Genomic DNA, 21,015 nt, shown 5'->3' with positions numbered 1-21,015 from the left:
CCCGATCTGGCCCATTATTCCCTTTATTACCTGCGAATCACTCGGCCTCCACATATGCTCAAGACAACCTCAAAAGTCGCAACTCCACCTCTCTCACTCGCTGTCGCGCGATCGCCCGAAAAAATCGGTTTACCCGACCGGCTCTCAAACCAATCTGTGATCGCGGGCGCTATTCCCGCGGTACCAGGTCTCGGTATGGGACACGCACCAGCATCCTGGGATCCAGCCCCAGCGATTCGGCTGTCGACCGCAGCAGCGTCCGCGCCTCCTCTACGTCGCTCGTTTTCACTTCGAGCTCCAGGAAGACGCCCACGCCGGCCACCTGGTCAAGCCCTGCTTCTACCCCTAGGTCATTCACAAAGATCCTGCGTGTCTTGTCGACAACACAGTATTTTACGAAGTCGAGGCGGCTCAGAAGCCGGAAGGCGACGTCCGAATTCCCGGTAACATCTAGATCGATTTCCTCCTTCCAGAACTCGTCCGCGGTTTTCATCTCATCTGTGCTGGGAGGCTTCCAGGTAATCAGCTCCCGGGAGCCTTCCTGTCGAATTCGCAGACACTCCTCTGTCTCGATAAAGTCCTTGTGGCGCGAGGTGAAGTATGTATCGACTTGACGCTCGACCGTACGTTCTTCAAAGCCTGAGTCCGTAAGGCGATGCTCGATGCCCGACTCATCCTCAGGGGCAAGCTGGTAACGGATCTCCACCTCTAGGAGGGACATGTTCATGGGGCGGGATTGTATCATCGGCTTATCTCATTCGTCCCCAGGACTCTGCATAGAATTTGTTGCTCCGTCGAACAGTGCAAACATGTACACACCTTTAACCGTCCGACGCTCATAGAGTGCTCGTCTGCTCGGAATATCCGTTAAGTCGGAAAATTCGCTTCGCGAATAGAATTTGATTCCCGCGTCTTTGAGGAATCGTAGGTAGTACAGATGCCTGACTCTGCCCCAACTACTTTCACACTCGGGGTCCATTACCTCTACCACCAGTGCGCGACGAGCTACTCGAACCGCCTCTCGAACGAGCCTCCCTGCCCTCGTCGGATCGACATGGTGCAGTGCGTTCTTACATAAAGAAGCACCAAAAGTTCCGTTCTCGAACGGCAGTGCCGTTGCGTCGTGATTCGTAAACAATAGAATGCTGCTGCTCGGCGGTCCGACACGTCGCGTTCGAAGTAGGTCGATGTGCGGCCACGCGACATCGTTGCTGACGATCAGAGTCAGCTTGTCCATCGCGGCCAGTTCTAGACAAAGGCCGTTTTCGCCACACGCGACGTCGAGAAAAGATTCGTTGGCCTCCCTTAACGCATGAGATGCTATCTCTTTCTGTACTTCATCCAGGGAAGTCTCTCCAAAGATTTTGGACGCGATTCGCAGCACCGGCTTGAAGAAACTGTGGTGCATGATGAAGCGCCAACGGTACCGGGTTGCAAGCTCACTCTCCCGATCGTAGGACGGTGCAGGCCGGTCTGCCTTTTCCGCCAGTCGCACAATCGCCTCACGGAGAATCTGGGTGTCGAGTTCCGTCATCGTCATACGGCTTGTCTCGGTTAAGGCAACGCTGCTTAGCGCGGCCTCCGATGAGCCTTCAAAGGTGCTCGAAGGGATGCGGACTCGTGCCAGGAACGCCACACCAAAGCGTTTCGTCGTAGCGTCGACGGATTCGACGGTCTCCTCAATAAAAGCGAAGGGTTCCACATCCCCTGGATGATTCACGGGATCCACGTGAATTTTCGCGAGGCGCATGGCGGTGGACAGGAAATCGTCTGCGGAAACGTCGTCAACCGATCCGGTCACCAAAGTCCAGAACTCTTCACATTCTTGAAGCGAGTGCTCAAGAAGAATAGACCCAGAGGGTGCGTACGGCAGGAGAAGCGCGAAGTGTTCTTCTCTGTGACGGGAAGAAAAACATGGTTGGTCTCCGGAAGACCGTCGGTGTTCGATCACGGGCAGTGTGCTGTACATCATTCGAAGAGCTGCGTACTGCTGGCTGAGCACCGACATGCTCGTCCCTGTCTTTATCCCGCGTTCCCTGTTGGCATCGGAACCTCGCACAGGGCCTCCGATGCGTCAGACCGTATGTCTGGCCTTCCAGCACATGCAGCTCAATCCGGACTCCCTGAGTGATTACGCTACGCCGTTCGCACAACACATGGAAGAGGCTCGGTGTCCATACCAATGAATCGCCATGTAATGCTCGCGTTGCCGTATCGTGTTGTCGGTATTCACAATTTCGGACACGCTTGAATTATCTCGATATTGATCAGCCGGCGCCATAACGTGTGAGTGCTATATCGGTCGGTACGAATCGGCCCGGTCGGGTGGGAGCCGTTTGGGCGACGAGAGAGCGACGCCACACATCTCGCATAGAGGTTTCGGGTTCCGCGCCCGACATCCTTCGTGGTTCGCCGCGAACGTGAGTGCGGAGCTTTTCCGCCGGTGTCGGGGCCGGTCCCGAAATTCGCCGGGACGGACGACGCGGGATCGCGTCGAACCGATCCGGACGACCGGGCGGAGATCCTTCGTTTCACGCATGACGGTTCCCGGCCGCGTGTCAGGAGTCCGTCGACGGCTCGGCGTGCCGGTCGGCTTCCCCGGTGAGGCCTGCGGCGCTCCACTGTGGCCGAATCCGCAAGATGTGTGTCCTTGCGGCCATGACCGCGCAGGACCAAATATGGCGACATGTCACACCGCGTCGTCATCATGCTTTTCGACGGCTTCCAGTTGCTCGATCTCGCCGGCCCGGCCGATGTCTTCTCCGCCGCCGGACTGCTGAATCCGGGTGCCGGCTACCGGGTGGAGGTCACGGCTGCCGAGGCGGGGGCCGTGCGCTCCCTGTCCGGCGTCACCGTGGTCGTCGAGACGCCGCTGCGAAACGTGAAAGGCCCGATCGACACGCTGCTGGTCGTCGGCGGTCTCCCGGGCCGTACGGCTGTCGCCGACACGGCGGCACTGGTTCCGGAGGTACGCAGGCTCGCCGGGGAGTCAGGTCGGATCGGATCCATCTGCGCGGGCACGTTGCTGCTGGCCGAGGCAGACCTGCTGGAGGGACGGCGGGTGACCACTCACTGGGCGGTGGGGGACATGCTCGCCCGCGAGCATCCGAACGTGCGGGTGGACGCCGACCGTATCTACGTGCGCGACGGCGACGTGTGGACTTCGGCGGGGGTCACCTCGGGAATCGACCTCGCCCTCGCCCTCGTCGCGCACGACCACGGGCACGATCTGGCCAGGGAGATCTCTCGCTGGCTGGTCGTGTACCTGCAGCGACCGGGCGGACAGAGCCAGTTCAGCACGCCGCTGAGCGCGCGGACACCGAAGCGTGAACCTCTGCGCGACCTGCAAGGATGGATCGAGGAGAGCCTGAACGCCGACCTGTCGGTGGAGGTCCTCGCGGGACACGTGAACATGAGCGTCCGCCACTTCTCGCGTGTGTTCAGGACCGAGGTCGGTGTGCCGCCCGCACGGTATGTCGAGCACGCGCGGGCGGCGGCGGCCAAGCGGCTGCTGGAGAGCACCGATGAGCCGCTCGACCGGATCGCCACCCGGGTCGGACTCGGGACGCCCGAGACCCTCCATCGCGTCTTTCACCGCCACCTCAAGATCTCACCGGGAGAGTACCGGCGCAGATTCCATGACAAGGAGAGCTGACATGCACATCGCCATCCCCCTGTACGCGGGTTACGACGCCATGGACGCCTTGGGACCGTACTTCGTGCTCCGGAACGTTCCCGGTGCGACGGTCACCTTCGTGGCCGAGCGGCCGGGCGTCATCGCCGACGAGGGGGTCACGCTGACCGCCACCGCCTCCTTCACCGACCTGCCCAGACCCGATGTCCTGGTGGTGCCGGGCACCAAGGACGTGAAGCGGAGCACGGCGGATCAGGAGTTGATCCGCTACGTGAAGGCGGTGCACCCGACCACCACATGGACCACCTCGGTGTGCGTGGGCTCGCTCACGCTCGGCGCGGCAGGCCTGCTGGGGGGAGTCAGGGCGACCACTCACTGGGTGGCCCACGACCTGCTAGCGCGGTTCGGGGCGCGGCCGGTCAACGAGCGCTTCGTCAGGGACGGCAAGATCATAACTTCGGGCGGCGTGCTGGCCGGCATCGACATGGCGCTCCACCTCGCGTCCTTGCTGGCGGGCGAGGATATGGCCATGGCGATCCAGCTCGGGTTGGAGTACGCGCCGGAGCCACCGTTCGACGCCGGGACGCCGAAGACCGCTCCCGCGGAGATCACTGAGCTGGTGCGCTCCTTCCTGAGGGATGGTTGATCTCATAGGGACAGGTCGGGGTCGTCCAGATAGCCGGCACGCCCTTCGTCATCAAGCTCGAACGGGCCCTCGGGGATGATGCAGAACTCGTTTCCCTCGGGGTCGGCCATGACGAGGAAACCACCCTCCTCGTATCCCGCCGGCCGTCGTCCGCCCAGCGACTCGACTCGCCGCTGTTCCGCCGGCGGGTCCGCCGACGCGAGGTCGAAGTGAACCCGGTTCTTGCCGGCCTTCGGCTCGCCGGACTTCTGGAAACCCATTCCCAGGCCGTTCTCACGTTCGAGCCAGACGTACGGGCCCATGCGCGCCACGATCGGCCTTCCGAGGAGCGCTCCCCAGAACGTGGCCAGGCGCTCGGGGTCGGCACAGTCGATGACGATGTCCTTGATGTGCATGTGCGGGTCCGCCATCTCGCAATGCTCCCAGATCCGCCTTTCGACACCGCAACAGGATAAAAATCTACGGAGCGGACCACCAAGCCCTCGGTTCACCCTGGCCGGGTCCATCGGCGAGCTCACGCCCCTCGACGTGGTCGAGGCCATCGAGGACGACGCGCCTGCGCGCCAGATCGGTTGATCTTGCTCCCGGCGAAGGGCGTCATCGCACTCACGGCTGAGCCGAAGCCCAGCTCAGCCGATTTCGAAGGGTTGAGCTCGTGGCTTTGAGCACGGCGAAGTCGTGCGGTGGCGCGGGCCAGATCGATGACAGCGGTGGTGTTCGTGCCAGACCTCGGCTCGTGATCCGGTCTGATCTCATGCCGGATTTCACGGCGATGGATACGGTGCTCTTCGGTATTTTTCGTCATTTTTCGGAATCTGGCCTGCAGGTCGCCCCCGGGTTACCATGATCGCGTTGTGCTCCGGGCTTCAACGCGAGCGGCCGTCACCGGACGGTTCCGAAGCCATCCGCATCGAACGACCGCGCTGGAGAGCATGTGCCCGTCTTCGACAGCCCGCGGCGGGCGCCGGTCGTCCTGGCGTACGCGACCTTCGTACTGGCCGGGTTGAACGCCGGTGTGGGCGGAGTGCTGCTGCCCGCGCTGATCGGCGACTACGGCGTCGACATGACGACGATCGGTATCACCTTCTTCGTCTCCTCCGCCGGGTTCATGCTCGCCGGATCCGCCACGGGCCCGCTGCTCGAACGTCTCGGTACGCGCATGGCCCTCGCCGTCGGCGGCGGCCTGTACGTGGTGGCCACGCTGTACATGGCCACCCGCCCGCCGTTCGTGGCCTTCGTGGCGGTGCAGTTGCTGGTCGGCTACGGCATCGGCGTGCTGGAGTCGGTGCTCAACGCCTACCTCGCGGAGTTGCCCTCGGCCACGACGCTGCTCAACCGCCTGCACGCGTTCTTCGGGGTGGGCGCGCTGCTCGGCCCGTTGACGGCCGCCTGGATGCTGAGCTTCCTGCCGTGGACGGCTGTGTGGCTGGTACTGGCGGTGGCGTGCCTGCCGCTGGTGGCCGGCTTCCTGACGGCCTATCCCCGGCGCTCCCCCGCGGGTGCCGGTACGGCCGAGCCCTCCGTGAAGGCGGTGTCTCCGTATCCTGACGCCCCGGTGCCTCCAACGGTCCCCGAGGACTCCGAGCCGGAGCGGGGCGGCCTGCTGACCGCCGTCATGCGCTCGCCCGCGGTGGTGCTGGCCTCGGTGTTCCTCGCCGTGTACGTCGGCCTGGAGATCAGTGTGGGCAACTGGGGGTTCACCTTCCTGGTGGAGGAGCACGCGCAGACCGGCCTGACCGCCGGGTACATCTCCAGCGGTTACTGGCTCGGGCTGACCCTGGGCCGGTTCCTGATCAGTCCGGTGGCCACCCGGATGGGGCTGACCGCGGCCGGCATGACCTACGCCTGCCTGGCCGGCGTGACGGCGAGCGCGGTGCTCACCTGGGCGGCGCCGGGAGCGGTCGTGGCCACCGCCGGTTTCTTCCTGCTCGGCTTCTTTCTCGGGCCCATCTTCCCGACGGCCATGGCGGTGGTGCCCGACCTGACCACGACCCGGCTGGTGCCGACGGCCATCGGCATCATGAACGGGGTGTCGGTCCTCGGCGGCGCGGCGCTTCCCTGGCTGACCGGCGCCATCGGACAGAGCGCCGGGATCTGGACCCTGATGCCCTCCGCCGTGCTCCTCGCCCTGCTGCAGCTCGCTCTCTGGCGGATGATCGTCGCCCGGATGGCTCCGGCCTGACCCGGCGCCGGGCCGGGATCCGCGCGGACGTCCCCCTCCGCGGACCCCGGCCCGCACCCGGAGGCCGGCGCGGCGGTGCCGCCGGCCGGGTTCGTCCGCCGGCGGGTCGCTACCTCCAGCGCGGTCGCGGTCGTGCCGCCGGAACGCTCCGGCGTAGCCGGAGGCCGGCCAGGGCGAGGACGGCCGCGGCGTAGCCGCAGAGCACGGCGAGCCCGGCCCACCAGGCGAGGGGATAGTAGCCCGCCGACGGAGCGTAATGGGCGACCACCTGCGGATACTCGTGGATGCTCTGCTGGACGGCGAAACCGGCGGCGGGTGTGAGGCGCAGCAGCCACCTGGCCGTGTCGTCGGGCAGGAGCGGCAGGACCGCCAGAAGGTACGGGAGGACGACCGCCGAGATCGCGACGAGGATCGCCGCCCAGGTTCGCCGCAACAGCGCGCCGAGGGCGAGCGCGAGGACGGCGGCGATCGCGAGCAGCGCCGCGACACCGGTTGCGACCCGCAGTCCCGTGAGGGCCGACGCCGGGATGACACCGAGGCCGTTGGCCCGCAGGACGGCCGGGCCGGCCGTCACCACGACCGCCGCGGAGACCAGTCCGGCCAGGAAGGTGACCGCGCCGATCACGAGGGCCTTCGCCGCCAGCGTCCGGCCGGTGAGTGGCGCGCCGCCGGCCACGCCCGGCCGGTACTCGACGGTCACGAATCGCACGGCCACCACGAGCACGATGATCAGGCCGATGACGAGGCCGACGAGGCCGCTCTCCACGGGGTGACCGCCATGGGGGCCGCTCGGCCCGATGTCGCCGGTTCCGGTGACGGTGAACGCGCCGTTCGACTCGACGAGCCCGGCCGCCCGGTGGTACTTCTCCCAGTCGGTGTGTCCCATCTCGCCCACGCTGCCGTGGTTCCATTCGCCGCCGGACGCGCCGCCCTCCACGCTGACGTGGTCGAAGGTGGCGGTGGCCTGGGTGAAGCGCGACTCCGGGAGGCTCGCGCCCAGGGCGACCGGTCTGAGCGTCAGGTCACCCGGGGACGCGACGAAGAACCCGACCCGTACCGTCTCGGGCAGCGCGGCGAGGCGGGCGGTGCCGACCTTCGCCCATCGCGTGCCGTCGGCCGACTCGTGGCCGGTGATGGTGTCGCCGGAGCGGGTCAGGCGCAGCCAGCGCGGTGTCCCCGCCGAGACGCCGCCCGCGCGGCCGGCCGTGTCGTGGACGTAGTCGTGCTGCATCCGCACGCCGTGCGCGCCCGTGAGCATCAGCGCCGCGTAGGGGGAACCCTGCGCGACGCCGTCCTTGATGATGATTCCGGCCTTCGCCCAGGGCACGAGGCCGGGGACGATCTCGTCGTGGCCGGGCGGCGGATAGGTGATGACGCCGGTCATGGACGTCACGCGGACGGTGATGCCGCCGTTCTCGACCAGGGGCCGGTGCACGAAGTAGAACGTGTCGCTCACCGGCCGGCCGTGCGGCCCGACCGGATCGGTGGGACAGGGGACCTCCACCGGGCCCTCGCTGCAGTGGGTGCCGCCGCCGAGAGCGATCGCGTGGAGCAGTCCGAGCAGGATGGTGACGAGGATCGTGGCCGCCATGGCGATCATCCGGCCCCGGGTGCGGAACCTCGCCCACTCCTGGCGCGCATGGGCGGTCAAGGATGGTTCGGCGGTGTCCTCGTGGTTTTCTCGCATGCGGCCGGTTCTACGGATCCGGCCCTAACATGGCCCGAACCACCCCTGTCACGCCGCTGTTAGGCCGGGCATCCCATCCTGGAGGTCCGCACGCGAACGGGAGAGGCTCGATGAGCAAGCCGCGAGGCTCCGCACCACCGAGGCGGACGGTACGGCAGCGTTTCACCATTCTGTACGCCGTCCTGTTCCTCCTCTCCGGCCTGGGGCTGCTGGCCCTCACCAACCTGCTGGCCGGCGCGAGCAGCGTGACCCAGCCGGTGCCCGGCCAGACCCCTCCCGTCCCGCGACCGGGCCTCGACCGCGCCCAGGAGCGCGTCCACCAGCTCGAGGCGCAGCTCTCGGACGTCCAGGCGATCCAGTCGCACCGGCTCCTGGTGGGCTCGGTGATCGCGCTGGTCGTGATGGCGGTGATCTCGTTCCTGCTGGGCAGGGCCGTGGCCGGCCGGGTGCTGCGCCCCCTGCGGACGATCACCGCGGCGACACGGCGGATCTCGGCCGAGAACCTGCACGAGCGGCTGGCCGTGCCGGGCCCCGCCGACGAGGTCAAGGACCTCGCGGACACCATCGACGGGCTGCTGGAACGCCTGGAGGCGTCCTTCGCCGCCCAGCGCCGGTTCGTCGCCAACGCCTCCCACGAGCTGCGGACACCGCTGACGACCATGAGGGCGTCGCTGGACGTGGCCGTGGCCAAGCCGGTGCCGGTACCGGCGCAGACGCTGGCGCTCGCCGACCGGCTGCGCACCGAACTCGACCGGGTCGACAGCCTTCTGGAGGGCTTTCTCGACCTCGCCCGCGCACAGCACGGCGAGCTCCACGGCCGCGTCCCGGTCGCGCTCGGCACCCTGGTGTCCGAATCGCTGGCCGCCCGCGCGGCGGACATCGCGGAGAGGGGGCTGACCGTCGAGGCGCACGTCCAGGACGCCGCGTGGACCCGGGGCAGCCCGCCCCTGCTGTCCCGCATGGTGAACAACGTGATCGACAACGCGGTCGTCCACAACCGGCGCGGTGGCTCGATCCGGCTCGCGACCGTGACCGGGGACGACGGTGCGCGGCTGGTCGTGGAGACGGACGGGCCGGTACTCGACCCGGAGCAGGTCGCCCGGCTCACCGAACCCTTCCGGCGGCTCGCCGCCGACCGGACCGGCTCCGGGACCGGCGCCGGCCTCGGCCTGTCGATCGTCGCGGCCGTCGTCGGCGCGCACGACGGTGACCTGGCCCTGCACGCCCGGCCGGAAGGCGGCCTGCGCGTCACCGTGGCGCTGCCGCCGGCGCCCGCACCGGAAGGCGTCGCCACGTGAGGATCCTGGTGGTGGAGGACGCGCGCCCGCTCGCCGAGATCCTGGCCGAGGGGCTACGGGATCAGGGCATGGCCGTCGACGTCGCCCACGACGGCCTGGCCGCCGCGGCGAAGCTCGATCTCAACGCGTACGACGTGGTGGTCCTCGACCGCGACGTGCCCGGGATCCACGGCGACGTCCTCTGCCAGATGATCACCGAACGGGACGACCGCGCGATGGTCCTGATGCTGACCGCGGCCGGCTCTCCGGGTGACCGGGTCAGCGGCCTCACCCTGGGAGCCGACGACTACCTCGCCAAGCCCTTCCACTTTCCCGAACTGGTCCTGCGCCTCCACGCCCTGGCCCGGCGCCGGCCGTTCGCCCGCGCGCGGACACTGCGCGCGGCCGGGATCGAGCTCGACCCGGTACGCCGCACGGCCACCCGCGACAACCGGCGGCTCGACCTCTCGGTCAAGGAGTTCGCGCTCCTCGAAGCCCTGCTGCGCGCCGGCCCCGGCTTCCTGAGCACCGAGGACCTCCTGGAGCAGGTCTGGGACGAGAACGCCGACCCGTTCACCAACACCGTCACCGTGACCATCGGGAGGCTGCGCCGCAAACTGGGGAGCCCGTCGATCATCACGACGACACCCGGGGTGGGGTACCGCATCGCCGATCCCGCCGCCGAGGCGTAGCACCGGGGGGGGTCAGGCGCGGCGCACCTCGAACAGGAAGCAGCCGAACTCCACCGCCCGAACGTGTACCAGTGCCACGTCGGGGTCCGCGAACTGCTCCGCCAGGATGGTCTCCGCCGCGGTGGCGTCGCGGCTGGCGTACCCGTCCACCAGCCGTCCGCCGAGGATGTCGCCGTCGGCGTCGTAGGCGCGGAAGACCCGCCGCTCACCGCACATGTCGACGGGGAAGCCCGTCCCGCCGGGCCCCTCGCACGGCTCGGCGTGCACGAACACCGGGCCCAGTTCCTCGTACGGGCCGGGGTCGCCCCCGGTCCGCGCCCCCCACCGGCGCAGCGGCGCGTACGCGAGCAGGGCGAGTCGCTCTCCCGGGAGGCTACGGCGCAGGCAGCATCGCAGCGGGGAGCCCCCCTCGGTGTCGGTGACCATGCGGGGCGGACGCCCGGCGTCGTCGCGGACGCGTAGCTCGGCGGCGACCTCGGCCTCGATGGCGAATGCGCGGAGAGTGCTCATGGATCCATGCTCGGCCGCGCGGCCCCGACGCGCTGGCGGAAATCGGCCCTGGTTGTGGGCGTGGACGATGCCATCCCCGGTTTCCTCGGGCGCCGGTCCGCGGCGGCCGGGAGCACTCACGGCGACCATCGTGACGGCGGGCTCCTCGGAACGCCGCGGCTCTTCGGCACTGGGCGGGGGTGCCCGGGTACCTGGGGTTCAGGCGAGACGCGCGTAGACGATGACGTTGGCCGTGTAGTGGCCGGTCCGCCGGTCGAAGCCGCCGCCGCAGGTGACCAGGCGCAGGCCCGCGTGGTCGAGCGGGCCGTACACGCGCTGCGAGGGAAAGCGGCTCTTGGGGACCTGTTCCACCGACTGCACCACGAAGGTGGCGACCGAGCCGTCCGCGCGGGTGACGGAGACGGTGTCGCCCCGGCGCATCCGCCCCAGCTCGTGGAAGACGCCCTCGCGTCCCCCGCCGTCGACGTGCCCGAGGATCACGGACGCCCCGCGCTCGCCGGGCGTGTAGCCGCGCGCGTACCAGCCGGCCTGCTCGGGCCGGTCCACCGGTGGCACCTGCACGGTGCCGTCGGCGTTGAGACCGAGCCGGGAGAGGGGGACGTGCACACCGATCCTCGGCACGTCCAGGCGGCGCGGTTCGGACCGGGCGAGGGCGGGAGCGGCCGGGGAGAGCGCCCCGGCCCGCGGGAGATCCGCCTCCGGCGTTCGCCCGGGGGACGGACGGCTCGCCTCCGGCACCCGCGACGGGGAGCCGGCCCCCGACGCCTGGACGGAGGGCGGGGCCGGAGGGGCCTTTTGCGGCAGGAGGCCGCCGCCCACGAGCACGGCGCCGGTCACGGTGACGGCGGCGGCCGCCAGGCCGAGAGCCCGGCGGCCGCTCCCTGTCGCACGCGGCATCTCAGGCCTGGGCGTGCTTACGGCGGCGCAGCGCCAGCAGGCCCGTCCCCGCCCCCGCGAGGAGAAGGGCTCCGCCGACCGGTACGAGGCCGGCCGGTACGAGCGCGCTCCCGCCGGGGCCGCCGCCGGTCTCGGGGGCGCCCTCGGGCACCGGGCGGGGCTCCTCCCGGGCGGGATCGGCCTGTGCCGGTGCCTGTGCCGGTGCCTCTGCCGGCGCCGCTTCCTGCGCTGCTTCCGGTGCCTCTGCCGGCGCGGAGCTGGAGCGCGGTGCCGGTACGGGACTGGGTTTCGTGTCCGCCAGGGCCGGCCCGGTGACGTTCAGCATGGCGACGGCGAGTCCCGCCACGGCCAGGGCACTACGAGCGAATCGCATACATCCTCCTAGGGCGGCCGCACCGGAATGCTCCGGCGACGCGCACCGCTCGCGCTCAAGAAGTCTTCGGGGGGAGCGGTACCGATGCTGGCAGCGCGATATCAGCCAGCCATGACCGGAATGTCATGAGTGTGTAATGAATGTCCTCATCGTTAAAGGACGTGCTGACCACGGCGGATACTGGGACGGTGGCCAGAGTGATGCTGATCGAGGACGACCCGTCCGTGCGGGAGGGGCTGCGCCTCTCGCTCAGCCGTCACGGGCACGAGGTGGACGCCGCGGGCACGGGCGAGGAGGGGCTGCGGCGGCTGCGGGTCACGCCCGCGGACATCGTCGTGCTCGACCTGATGCTTCCCGGCCTGGACGGCTTCGAGGTGTGCCGCCGGATCCGGGCGGGGGGTCCCACGCCCATCGTCATGCTCACGGCCCGCGGTGACGATCTCGATGTCGTCAGCGGGCTGGAGGCGGGTGCCGACGACTACGTGGTCAAACCGATACGGCCGCGCGTGCTGGAGGCGCGGATCCGCGCGGTGCTGCGGCGCGGAGGCCCGGCCACGGGGGCGGGGGCAGAGGCCGGAGCCGGGGCCGGGACCGGGCGGGAGGAGCACGGCGAACTGGTGATCGACCGCGGTTCGCTCACCGTGTCCAGGGCCGGTGTCCCGCTCGTGCTGCCGCCGCTGGAACTGCGGCTGCTGCTGGAGCTGTCGTCGGCGGCCGGGCAGGTGTTCAGCCGCCAGCAGCTCCTGGAGTCGGTCTGGGACCTCGACTTCCTGGGCGACTCGCGGCTGGTCGACGCGTGCGTGCAGCGCCTGCGTACGAAGATCGAGGACGTTCCGTCGAAGCCCCGGTACATCCAGACCGTGCGCGGCTTCGGGTACCGGTTCGGCCCTCTGTGACGTCCGCCGCCGGAGAGGGACGGAGGCCGCGGCTGCCGTTCGGGGTGCGCGGGCTCCGGGCCCGGCTGGTGGTCGTCTTCGTGCTGCTCGGCGGGCTGAGCGCGCTGACCGCCGCCGGACTGGTCTACCGCCAGGCGAGCGACCTCATGCTGAAGCGGACGGAATGGTCGGTGGTCAACGAGTTCCGGCTGCGCGTCGCGACCCTCACCGAGAACATGCCGCACCCTCCCGACCGCGCCGCCCTGCAACAGCTCGCCAACGGCGTGGCGCCCGCGTTCCTGGAGGCGACCGGCGCCGCCGTCTACGGGAATTCGGGCCTGATCGCCTCCGGGGACGGCACCGGCCCGATCACGCCCGCGCTGCGCCGCAGCGTCGCCGGACGGCACCGGCTGGCCTACCAGCGCGTCGTCTCCGCGGGCACCCCCTATCTCGTCGTGGGTACGCCCGTGCTGCTGGGCCGGCAGCGGACCCCCTCCGGGGTGGAGGCCTACCTCGTGACCCCGCTCGGCAAGGAGGCGGCGGACGAGGACGCGCTGGTCGCCGCCGCGCGGAACGGCGTGCTCCCGGTCGTGGCGCTGGCGGTGCTGTCCGCCCTGCTGGCGGCCGGGGGCGTGCTGCGCCCGGTGCGCGACCTCGACCGGGCCGCGCGCAGGCTCGGAGCGGGCGAGCTGGACACGCGGCTGAAGGTGAGCGGGGGTGACGAGCTGGCCCGGCTGGTGAAGACCTTCAACGCCACGGCCGCCGCCCTGGAGGCCAACGTGTCCGAACTGCGCGAGATGGAGGTGAGGGCCCGCCGGTTCGTCGCCGACGTGTCCCACGAGTTGCGCACCCCGCTGGCGTCCATCCTGGCGATGGCGGACATGTTCGAGGAGGAGGCCGGCCGCCTCGAAGGAGATCTGGCCCAGGCCGCCCGGCTGATGAACCTCGAGGTGGGCAGGCTGGTCCGGCTCGTCGAGGACCTCATGGAGATCTCCCGGTTCGACGCGGGGGCGGCGCGGCTCATCCTGGACGACGTCGACGTGGCGGACGCCGTCCGGGCCTGCCTGCGCACCCGCGGCTGGACCGCCCGGGTCGCCCTGGACCTGCCCCCCGGCGTGCGGATCCGGATGGACCCCCGCCGGTTCGATGTGATCACGGCGAACCTCGTCGGCAACGCCCTCCGGCACGGCGCTCCTCCGGTCACCGTACGGCTGCGCGCGGAGGGCCCGCAGGACACGGGCCGCATCGTCATCGAGGTCAGGGACTCGGGCGAGGGGGTGGACCCGGACGTTCTCCCGCACGTCTTCGACCGCTTCTCCAAGGCCGACGCGGCACGGACGAGGTCGGACGGAAGCGGGCTCGGCCTGGCCATCGCCCTGGAGAACGCGCGCCTGCACGGCGGTTCGATCGACGTGGCCAACCCGCCGGGGGGCGGCGCCCTGTTCAGCCTCACCCTTCCCCGCCACCCGGTGCCCTCGCCCGACCGGCCGGGGACGTCCCCGTCACGTCGCCCGGAGCCGGGATGAGCGCGCGGGGGGCGGTGGCGCACGTGGTGGCGTGCAGGATGGCGCATGCGGTGGCGTGCCTGCTGGCGGTTGCCTCTCTGGTGGCCGGCTGCGGCATCGGCCCGACCGGTGTGATGGACGGGGGCGAACCCGCCGTCGGGTTCCAGCCCAGCACCCGGCTCTACTTCGTGTCGGGCGAACGGCTGCGGGCCGTGAGCCGCCCCCTGCCTTGGCCCCCGCTGAAGGAGACGCTGGAGCTGCTGGTGAAAGGGCCCAGCTCCGCGGAGCAGCGGCGGGGGCTGCGCACCGAGCTCGCTCCCGGCACGGACACGCTGGGCAAGGTCACCTCGGAGGCGGCGAAGGTCCACATCTCCCTTACCGCTCCCAGCCCCGTCCCCAGCCCCGCCCCTCCCCAGGAGCCCCAGGAGAGGGCGCCGGCCAGGCAGCTCTCCCGGGACCTGTGGCTGGGACAGCTCACCTGCACCGCCGCGAGCGCCCTGGCCGCGCGGTCGAACATCGACCCCGACGCCGTCACCGTCGTCATCCAGCGCGGCAAGGCCGAGCGGTTCGGCTCCTTCCGGTGCTCGGAGTTCCCCCGGGCACCGGGGTGACGCAGCCGGGGTGACGCAGCCGGGGTGACAACGCCGGAGTGACGGGGCCGCTCCGGCGGCCGGGGAGAGGATTTTCTGTCGGTAGGTGTGCCTACCGTGGGCGGGCACAGGATTCCGGCGCGAGCGAGGGAAGACCATGACCACACTCGAGAACCGGCCGCACACCGCGCTCCTCGTCGTCGACGTGCAGAACGGTGTCGTCGAGGGGACCCACCGGCGCGACGTGGTCGTCGCGAACATCGGCGGCCTTGTCGAGAGAGCGCGTCGGGAGCGGGTCCCCGTCGTCTGGGTCCAGCACTCGGACGAGCGGCTCGCCAGGGGGAGCGACGACTGGCGGATCGTCCCCGAGCTGGCTCCGGACGACGCCGAGCCGCTCGTCGAGAAGCACTACAGCGACTCCTTCGAGGACACCACCCTGGAGACCGTGCTGTCGGGCCTCGGCGCCGGGCGGCTCGTCGTCGCCGGCGCGCAGACCGACGAGTGCGTCCGCTCGACGATCCACGGCGCGTTCGTCAGGGGATACGACGTGACCCTCGTCAGCGACGCCCACACGACGGAGGATCAGACGGAGTGGGGGGCGCCGCCGCCGGACCAGGTCATCGCGCACACGAACCTGTACTGGACCTACCAGACGGCGCCGGGACGGACGGCCGGGACGGTCGAGGCCAAGGACGTCGACTTCGGCGGCACGTCCTGAGACCTGTGTGACACGGACGGCGGCACCCGGGGACGGGCACCGGACCCAGGTCGCCGGGTGTGGATCACCGCGGACCGTGTGCGCGGGTGGGAGCGGGTACGGCTCGTCGTCCCGCTCCCACCCGCCCCGCCTCGTGTCGAGAGGGCCGGTTCGTGTCGAGAGGGCCGGCGGTGGCCGGCCGTGAGAGAACGATCAGTGACGCTCGACGGCCACCACGTTGTACGGAGTGGTCGGGGTGGGGGTCGTGGCGAAGCGGGCGTTGGGGAGATAGAGGCGGTCGCGGAAGGAGGCGACGGTGGTGGGGACGTCGAAGCGGCCGTCCGAGAGCTTGCGGATCACCTTCCCTGAGGTGGCGTCGCGGTCCAGGGAGAGGGACGTCAGGGTGTTCAGGCGGTTCTGCACGACGTGCAGGGTGCGGCCCTCCAGCAGCAGGCCGTCACCGTTGACCAGGGACTCTGCGCCGATGTTCACCAGGGTGGCCACGCCGGTCGAGGGGTCGACGCGGAACAGCCCGCCGGTGTTGGACTGGACGACGAGCAGGGCCCTGCGGTCGGGGGTCTGGGCGATGCCGTTGGCGTTGATGCCGGTCGTGTAGACGATGTCCCCGCTCAGCGGCACCTTCACCGCCTCGTCCGGCAGTGCTCCCCCACGCCCGAACGGCAGCTTGTACAGCACGGGGTTGGTCGAGTCGGTGAAGTACGCCGCGTCGCGGGTGAGCACGACGTCGTTGACGAACGCGGTGCCGGTGGCGAGCCGGTAGCTCGCGAGCACCTTGCCGTTCCGGGTGTCGATCACGCGGGCGTCGCCGCCCGTGCCGCCGGCGACGAACAGCCTGCCGCGCGCGTCGGTCTTGAGGCCGAGCGACGGGGTGCCCGGACCCGGATCGATGATCCGGCCCCTGCCCGTGCGCAGGTCGGCCCGGTAGATCGCGCCGGTCGCGCGCGAGCCGAAGTACGCGGCCGCTCCCGGGCCGATGGCGATCCCCTCCGGCTGGAAACCGTCCGGGAGGGGGAACTCGGCGGGATAGGCCGGCTTCTCGGAAGAGGCGGAGGTCGTGGACGCGTCGGCCCTGGATCCGGCCCCGGCCGCCGCGGCCGGGGCCGCCATGAGCACGGTGAGGAACCCTGCCAGGAGAAATGCCACCTTCATTAAGGAACATCCCATCTGTCGCGAGTGCGATGGTCTACCCAAATGCCCGCTTGGGTAATGGATCTAACGTATGACGCCCGGCTGTAGCGCTCCCGTAAAGCGGGCCCGCCCGGACGACGTCCCTGCCGTCGTTGGATAGCGTCGAGACCATGCGGCTTCATGTGGGATGCGCGATGTGGTCTCTCGCGTCATGGCAGGGACGTTTCCTGCCCCATCCGCTCCCTCCCGGGGAGCGCCTGCGGTCCTACGCGACCTGGTGCAACGCGGTGGAGGGCAACACGACGTTCTACGCGACACCGGCGAGGAGCACGGTGGAGTCGTGGGCGCGGCAGACCGGCCCCGACTTCCGCCTGGTGGTCAAGCTGCCCAGGACGATCACCCACGAGAGGCGCCTCACCGGCGTCGACGAGGAGGTTCGATCGTTCCTGGAGGCGATCGAACCGCTCGGGCCGCGAGCCCAGACCCTCTGGATCCAGTTGCCGGGATCATTCGCCCCGGCCGACCTCGGTACCCTGGCCGGCTTTCTCCGCGGGCTTCCCCGCTCGCACAGGTACGCCGTCGAAGTCCGCCACCGCGCGTTCTTCGACGACGCGCGATCCGTACGGCTTCTGGAAGGGGTTCTCGCCGGCGCCGGCGCCGGCGCCGAGTGGGTGCCCTTCGACACCACCACTCTCTTCCGGAGCCCTCCGACCAGCGACGCCGAACGGGAGGCGTGGTCGAAGAAGCCGCGCATGCCGCGCAGGTCGGTCGCTCTCACCGACCGCCCGATCGTCCGCTACCTCGGCCGGGACGACACGGCGAGCACGATCGAGGGCTGGCGGGACTGGGTCGGCACGGTCGCCGGGTGGCTGCGCGAGGGCCGCTCGCCGACCGTGTTCGTCCACACCCCCGACAACGCCGAGGCGCCGGCGCTCGCCCGTCGCTTCCACGACGACGTACGAGCCCTGCTGCCCGGGGTCGAGCCGCTCCCCGAGCCCGTGCCCGTCGAGCCGCTGACCCTCTTCTGACCGCCGGGCCCTCCGCCGCTTCTGACGGCCGGGCCTCCCGCCGCGGGAGGCCCGGCCGTCCGCGCCGCGTGTGGCCGGGCCGTCCGCCGCGGTGATCAGGTGGTCGAGCGGCCGGGTGATCAGGTGGTCTCCGGCCGGGCCGCCGGTGTGACGGGGGCCGCGTCCCGGGCGGTGGTGTCCGGCCTGGGCTGCCGCAGCACGACGAGCGCGACGGTGAAGGCGGCCAGGAGCAGAGCGGCGGCGACGCCGAAGGCGAGGTGGTAGCCGCCGGTCAGCGCGGCCGCCTCGCTCTCTCCCGCCGACAGCAGTTCCCCGGTACGCCGGGCGGCCAGCGTGGACAGCACCGCGACGCCGACCGCCATGCCGATCTGCTGGGTGGTGTTGAACAACCCGGACGCCAGGCCCGCGTCGTCGGCCCTGGCCCCGGACATGCCGAGCGTGGTCAGGGCCGGGAGCACCAGCCCTCCACCCGCGATGAGCAGCATCACCGGGAGCAGGTCGGTGACGTAGTTCGCGTTCACTGGTACGCGGGTGAGCCAGCCCATCGCCCCGAACAGGAGCACCAGGCCCGCCAGCAGGACGGCACGCTCGCCGAAGCGGGTGTTGAGCCGGGCGGAGAGGAACAGGGACACGCCGCCGATGGCCACCGCCGCGGGAAGCATCGCCAGGCCGGTGTCGAGCGCCCCGTACCCGAGGACCTTCTGCATGTAGAGCGCGACGATGATCTGGAAGGCGAACATGGCCGACAGCGTCAGGATCTGGACCAGGTTGGCGCCCGAGACGTTGCGCGACCGGAGGATCCGCAGGGGCATCAGCGGGGTCCTCGCGGTCGCCTGGCGGATGACGAACGCGGCCAGCAGGGCGAGCGACACCGCGCCGAGACCGAGGGTGTGGGCCGCGAGCCAGCCGTACTCCTCGATCTTGACCACGGTGTAGATGCCCAGCATCAGGCCGCCGGTGACCAGCACGGCGCCGACGACGTCGGCCCCGGCGGCGAATCCGATCCCGCGCTCGCCCGGCAGTGCCCGGATCGCCAGCGCGATCGTGGCCAGCCCGATCGGCAGGTTGATGAAGAAGATCCAGTGCCAGCTGAGCGCGTCGGTGAGGACCCCGCCCAGGACCTGGCCGATGGAGGCTCCGGCGGCACCGGTGAAGCTGAAGATACCGATCGCCTTCGCGCGCTCCCCGGGCTCGGTGAACAGCGTCACCAGGATGCCCAGCACGACCGCGGAGGCCATCGCGCTGCCGACGCCCTGCAGGAACCGGGCGGTGATCAGCATGCCGGGCCCGGAGGCCACCCCGGCCAGCAGCGACGCGGCGGTGAAGACCACGTTCCCGGCCAGGAACATGGTCTTGCGGCCGATGAGGTCGCCCAGCCGGCCGGCCAGCAGGAGCAGCCCGCCGAAAGCGATCAGGTAGGCGTTGACGGTCCAGCTGAGCCCGGCGGGTGAGAAGCCCAGATCCGCCTGGATGGCCGGCATCGCCACGGTCACGATGCTGCCGTCCAGGATCGTCATCAACATCGCGGCGGACAGCACGGTGAGCGCGAGCCGGCGTGACGGGGACGCGTCGGCGCGGGAAGGCCGGGAGGGGCGAGGGGGCCGAGGGGAGGGTGCGGTGTGCGGCATGGCCGTCTCCTGTTCGAAGGGGAACAGGAGTGACCGTAGCAGATAGTTTTGTTATAGACGATCCTTTATGGATTCACTTTGTGCGCTGCCGTGCCCGCCTGATCCCCTGCGGCGCCTCGGCCGGAGTGGCCAGATGGCCCGTCACCAGGCGGTTCATCGCCCGTACGAGCACCTCGGCCTCGTCCTCGGGCAGCGAGCCCAGTGCCGCCCGGTGCACGCCGTCGACGATTTCCTGGCTCTGCCGCGCGACCTCCGCGCCCTTCTCGGTGACCGCGATGATCCGGGCGCGCCGGTCCGTGCTGGACGGGCGGCGCTCGGCGAGCCCCGCCTTCTCCAGGGCGTCGACCGTGACCACCATCGTGGTCTTGTCCATGTCGCCGAGCTCGGCGAGCTGGATCTGCGTGCGCTCCTCCTCCAGGGCGTGGACCAGCACGCAGTGCATGCGTGCCGTCAGCCCGATCTCGGCGAGCGCCGCCGCCATCCGGGTTCTCAGGACGTGGCCGACGTGGTCCAGCAGGAACGACAGATCCGGCTCGGTGCGGGCGGGTGCCATGGCGGTCATGGCCCTACCATAGCCAACCGGTACCGTTCTGGATTATCTGCAAGCGGAAGCATTCATGAATTCGCGGAGACGTCATTCGTAGACGGGCGGGGCGGCCGGCGGGGGCGGCTTCGCGGTTCGGTACCGGGCGGGCGGCTGGCCGGTGACGCGTTTGAAGGCATTGCTGAAGGCGCTTTCCGAGGCGTACCCCCACTCGGAGGCCACCGAGGAGACCGTGCGGTCACCGGCACGCAACGCCTCGGCCGCGGACCGGATGCGCCAGTGCAGCAGATAGTCCAGCGGCGGCAGCCCGACGAGGGTCTTGAAACGCAGGGCGAAGCTGGAGCGGGACATGTCCACCTCGGCGGCGAGGCCGGCGACCGTCCAGCGGCGGGTGGCCTGCTGGTGCATCAGGGTGAGCGCGGCGCCGATCTGCGGGTCGTTCAGCGCCCCCAGCCAGCCGGGGATGTTCTCCTTGCCGGCCAGATGGGCGCGCAGCGCCTGGACGAACATGATCTGGGTCAGATGCTCGATCATCACCGTCGCCCCGAGCGGCTCGGTCGCGGTCTCGTGGGTCAGCATCCCCAGCACGGGGCGAAGGGTCCGGGCCTGGGGGCTGTCGGCGGGGATGCGCACGGCCGGGGGCAGGCAGTCGAGCAGCAGCGTCGCGGTCATGTCGTCGAGGGTGATGCTGCCGCCGATGATGACGGTCGGCTCCGCGTCAGGGGAGGTGGTGCCGTACCGTACGTTCCTGATGTTGGGAGCATCGAGGTAGACGGCGTGGCCGTCCTCCGCCTCGACGTCCAGGTCGCTGGCGACCTCGTACGGCCGCCCGCCCGTGAGCAGGTAGCAGTCACCCGCCGACAGCCGCAGCGCGGGCGCGCCGTCGATGGTGAGCCAGCAGGCGCCGGACGTGATCGCGCCGATCTTGATGTGCCGGTAGCTCCGGAAGCGCAGCGCCCAGCGGCCGGCGGCCTCGAAGCGCGAGGAGAGGGCGCTGCTGACGTTCAGCAGGGTCAGGACATCGGACAGGGGGTCCACGGTGACTCCGGACGATCTCGCATATATGTCGGACTCTTTCTTATGGATTGTCCAGGTAGACGA

Annotated in this window: 21 protein-coding genes; 10 read left to right on the top strand and 11 right to left on the bottom strand. The window is 70.0% G+C overall.

Annotated elements, in window-relative coordinates:
* Positions 1-169: 169 nt before the first annotated feature.
* Entirely contained in the window at positions 170-727 is a 558-nt protein-coding gene (gene cyaB, locus ACTOQ1_RS21730; protein WP_440069735.1) for a class IV adenylate cyclase, read from the bottom strand.
* Between the two features lie 27 nt (positions 728-754).
* Complete coding sequence (locus ACTOQ1_RS21725; RefSeq protein WP_440069733.1) at positions 755-2,008, bottom strand: class I SAM-dependent methyltransferase; 1,254 nt, start codon at positions 2,006-2,008, stop codon at positions 755-757.
* A 678-nt stretch (positions 2,009-2,686) separates the two neighbouring features.
* Here ACTOQ1_RS21725 and ACTOQ1_RS21720 point away from each other — a divergent pair.
* Both ACTOQ1_RS21720 and ACTOQ1_RS21715 read left to right on the top strand, forming a co-directional pair.
* The gene (locus ACTOQ1_RS21720) at positions 2,687-3,655 is read left to right on the top strand and encodes a GlxA family transcriptional regulator (RefSeq protein ID WP_440069731.1); all 969 of its coding nucleotides are present in this window, start codon (positions 2,687-2,689) and stop codon (positions 3,653-3,655) included.
* A 1-nt stretch (position 3,656) separates the two neighbouring features.
* Positions 3,657-4,280, top strand: coding sequence for a DJ-1/PfpI family protein (locus ACTOQ1_RS21715; protein ID WP_440069729.1), 624 nt, complete (start codon positions 3,657-3,659; stop codon positions 4,278-4,280).
* A gap of 2 nt (positions 4,281-4,282) precedes the next feature.
* Here ACTOQ1_RS21715 and ACTOQ1_RS21710 read toward each other — a convergent pair whose 3' ends face one another.
* Positions 4,283-4,690: a VOC family protein gene (locus tag ACTOQ1_RS21710; protein WP_440069727.1), complete on the bottom strand. Its 408-nt coding sequence runs from the start codon at positions 4,688-4,690 to the stop codon at positions 4,283-4,285.
* Between the two features lie 524 nt (positions 4,691-5,214).
* Between ACTOQ1_RS21710 and ACTOQ1_RS21705 the strand changes: the two genes are divergently transcribed.
* Entirely contained in the window at positions 5,215-6,462 is a 1,248-nt protein-coding gene (locus ACTOQ1_RS21705) for an MFS transporter (RefSeq protein WP_440069725.1), read from the top strand.
* Positions 6,463-6,571: 109 nt separating this feature from the next.
* Here the strand turns inward: ACTOQ1_RS21705 and ACTOQ1_RS21700 are convergent, their stop codons facing one another.
* Positions 6,572-8,149: a hypothetical protein gene (locus ACTOQ1_RS21700; protein WP_440069723.1), complete on the bottom strand. Its 1,578-nt coding sequence runs from the start codon at positions 8,147-8,149 to the stop codon at positions 6,572-6,574.
* 110 nt (positions 8,150-8,259) lie between these two features.
* Between ACTOQ1_RS21700 and ACTOQ1_RS21695 the strand changes: the two genes are divergently transcribed.
* Together ACTOQ1_RS21695 and ACTOQ1_RS21690 are read left to right on the top strand one after the other, a co-directional pair.
* Positions 8,260-9,447: a sensor histidine kinase gene (locus ACTOQ1_RS21695; protein WP_440069722.1), complete on the top strand. Its 1,188-nt coding sequence runs from the start codon at positions 8,260-8,262 to the stop codon at positions 9,445-9,447.
* The gene (locus ACTOQ1_RS21690) at positions 9,444-10,118 is read left to right on the top strand and encodes a response regulator transcription factor (protein WP_440069720.1); all 675 of its coding nucleotides are present in this window, start codon (positions 9,444-9,446) and stop codon (positions 10,116-10,118) included. The genes ACTOQ1_RS21695 and ACTOQ1_RS21690 overlap by 4 nt, the downstream gene beginning before the upstream one ends.
* A gap of 12 nt (positions 10,119-10,130) precedes the next feature.
* On the opposite strand, the gene ACTOQ1_RS21685 is transcribed toward ACTOQ1_RS21690, so the two are convergent.
* The 3 genes from ACTOQ1_RS21685 to ACTOQ1_RS21675 form a co-directional block, all read right to left on the bottom strand.
* Positions 10,131-10,628, bottom strand: a complete 498-nt coding sequence (locus ACTOQ1_RS21685; protein ID WP_440069718.1) for a DUF1203 domain-containing protein — start codon at positions 10,626-10,628, stop codon at positions 10,131-10,133.
* 198 nt (positions 10,629-10,826) lie between these two features.
* On the bottom strand, positions 10,827-11,525 hold the full coding sequence (locus ACTOQ1_RS21680) for a class F sortase (protein WP_440069716.1): 699 nt from the start codon (positions 11,523-11,525) through the stop codon (positions 10,827-10,829).
* 1 nt (position 11,526) lies between these two features.
* Complete coding sequence (locus ACTOQ1_RS21675; RefSeq protein WP_440069714.1) at positions 11,527-11,898, bottom strand: hypothetical protein; 372 nt, start codon at positions 11,896-11,898, stop codon at positions 11,527-11,529.
* A gap of 188 nt (positions 11,899-12,086) precedes the next feature.
* Here ACTOQ1_RS21675 and ACTOQ1_RS21670 point away from each other — a divergent pair, with 188 nt between their 5' ends.
* The 4 genes from ACTOQ1_RS21670 to ACTOQ1_RS21655 all read left to right on the top strand — a co-directional run bounded on the left by ACTOQ1_RS21670 (position 12,087) and on the right by ACTOQ1_RS21655 (position 15,586).
* Entirely contained in the window at positions 12,087-12,794 is a 708-nt protein-coding gene (locus ACTOQ1_RS21670) for a response regulator (RefSeq protein WP_440069786.1), read from the top strand.
* Positions 12,795-12,838: 44 nt separating this feature from the next.
* Positions 12,839-14,299: an ATP-binding protein gene (locus ACTOQ1_RS21665; protein WP_440069712.1), complete on the top strand. Its 1,461-nt coding sequence runs from the start codon at positions 12,839-12,841 to the stop codon at positions 14,297-14,299.
* Complete coding sequence (locus tag ACTOQ1_RS21660; protein ID WP_440069710.1) at positions 14,296-14,889, top strand: hypothetical protein; 594 nt, start codon at positions 14,296-14,298, stop codon at positions 14,887-14,889. The genes ACTOQ1_RS21665 and ACTOQ1_RS21660 overlap by 4 nt, the downstream gene beginning before the upstream one ends.
* A gap of 136 nt (positions 14,890-15,025) precedes the next feature.
* Positions 15,026-15,586, top strand: coding sequence for a cysteine hydrolase family protein (locus tag ACTOQ1_RS21655; RefSeq protein WP_440069708.1), 561 nt, complete (start codon positions 15,026-15,028; stop codon positions 15,584-15,586).
* A 192-nt stretch (positions 15,587-15,778) separates the two neighbouring features.
* Here the strand turns inward: ACTOQ1_RS21655 and ACTOQ1_RS21650 are convergent, their stop codons facing one another.
* Positions 15,779-16,729 carry a superoxide dismutase gene (locus ACTOQ1_RS21650; RefSeq protein WP_440069707.1) on the bottom strand — a complete coding sequence of 317 codons (951 nt, stop codon included), beginning with the start codon at positions 16,727-16,729 and terminating at the stop codon, positions 15,779-15,781.
* A 155-nt stretch (positions 16,730-16,884) separates the two neighbouring features.
* Between ACTOQ1_RS21650 and ACTOQ1_RS21645 the strand changes: the two genes are divergently transcribed.
* Positions 16,885-17,742, top strand: coding sequence for a DUF72 domain-containing protein (locus ACTOQ1_RS21645; RefSeq protein WP_440069705.1), 858 nt, complete (start codon positions 16,885-16,887; stop codon positions 17,740-17,742).
* 119 nt (positions 17,743-17,861) lie between these two features.
* Here the strand turns inward: ACTOQ1_RS21645 and ACTOQ1_RS21640 are convergent, their stop codons facing one another.
* From ACTOQ1_RS21640 to ACTOQ1_RS21630, 3 genes are all read right to left on the bottom strand, one after another.
* Complete coding sequence (locus tag ACTOQ1_RS21640) at positions 17,862-19,370, bottom strand: DHA2 family efflux MFS transporter permease subunit (protein ID WP_440069703.1); 1,509 nt, start codon at positions 19,368-19,370, stop codon at positions 17,862-17,864.
* A gap of 73 nt (positions 19,371-19,443) precedes the next feature.
* Entirely contained in the window at positions 19,444-19,932 is a 489-nt protein-coding gene (locus tag ACTOQ1_RS21635) for a MarR family winged helix-turn-helix transcriptional regulator (RefSeq protein ID WP_440069701.1), read from the bottom strand.
* Between the two features lie 72 nt (positions 19,933-20,004).
* Complete coding sequence (locus ACTOQ1_RS21630; RefSeq protein ID WP_440069700.1) at positions 20,005-20,952, bottom strand: AraC family transcriptional regulator; 948 nt, start codon at positions 20,950-20,952, stop codon at positions 20,005-20,007.
* Positions 20,953-21,015 lie beyond the last annotated feature (63 nt).

The organism is Streptosporangium sp. OZ121, assembly GCF_051918885.1.
Taxonomy (GTDB): domain Bacteria; phylum Actinomycetota; class Actinomycetes; order Streptosporangiales; family Streptosporangiaceae; genus Streptosporangium.
The sequence above is the reverse complement of the archived record's forward strand: the minus strand, read 5'-3'. Positions and strand labels throughout refer to the sequence as shown.